The sequence below is a fragment of the Rhodococcus sp. ENV425 genome, assembly GCF_002887785.1.
Taxonomy (GTDB): Bacteria; Actinomycetota; Actinomycetes; order Mycobacteriales; family Mycobacteriaceae; genus Rhodococcus; species Rhodococcus aetherivorans.
Window position 1 is genome coordinate 1 of record NZ_PCZU01000137.1, and the last position, 797, is coordinate 797.

The window sequence follows — 797 nt, forward strand, 5'->3', positions numbered from 1 at the left end:
CACCGAGCAGGAGCAGGAACTCGCGACGGGTGGGGAGACCGGCCCGGACCGCACCGACACCGTCATGCTGATCCACGTGCCCAGCGGCGGCGGGGCCACCACGATGGTGTCCCTCCCCCGCGACTCGTACGTCCCGATCCCGGGCCACGGCCAGGACAAGCTGAACGCGTCGTTCGCGCTGGGTGGTCCGGCGCTGCTGGTGCAGACCGTCGAGGGCGCCACCGGCGTGCACATCGACCACTACGCCGAGATCGGGTTCGGCGGCTTCGCCTCGATCGTCGACGACCTCGGGGGTGTGGACGTCTGCCTGCCGCAGGCCATCGACGATCCGCTGGCGGGGATCTCCCTGCCGGCCGGCTGCCAGGAACTCACCGGTCCGCAGGCCCTCGGCTTCGTGCGCACCCGCGCGACGGCGCTGGCCGACCTCGACCGGATGAACAACCAGCGGCTGTTCATGTCCGCCCTGCTCAGCAAGGCCACCGGCCTGAGCACGCTGCTGAACCCGGTGCGGATGTGGTCGCTGGCCTCCGGGGTCGCCGGCTCGTTGCGGGTCGACGAGAGCGACCACATGTGGCACCTGGCCCGGCTCGGGTGGGCGATGCGCGGCGAGACGGTGACCGCCACCGTCCCGGTCGGCGGCTTCGAGGTCGTCTCCGGGATCGGCAACGTGCTGCTGTGGGATCGGTCGCGGGCCGTGCCGTTCTTCGACGCGTTGGCCCAGGACCAGCAGATTCCGCCGGAACTGCTGACGCCGCCGTCGTGAGCCCGCTCGCCCCGAGCCGAGCGAATGTATCGCT

Annotated in this window: 1 protein-coding gene; it reads left to right on the forward strand. The window is 71.5% G+C overall.

Annotation, left to right across the window (positions count from 1 at the left end; genetic code table 11):
- Positions 1-763: LCP family protein (locus CQZ88_RS10690; RefSeq protein WP_102799734.1), on the forward strand; the 763-nt coding region annotated here is incomplete at its 5' end.
- Positions 764-797 lie beyond the last annotated feature (34 nt).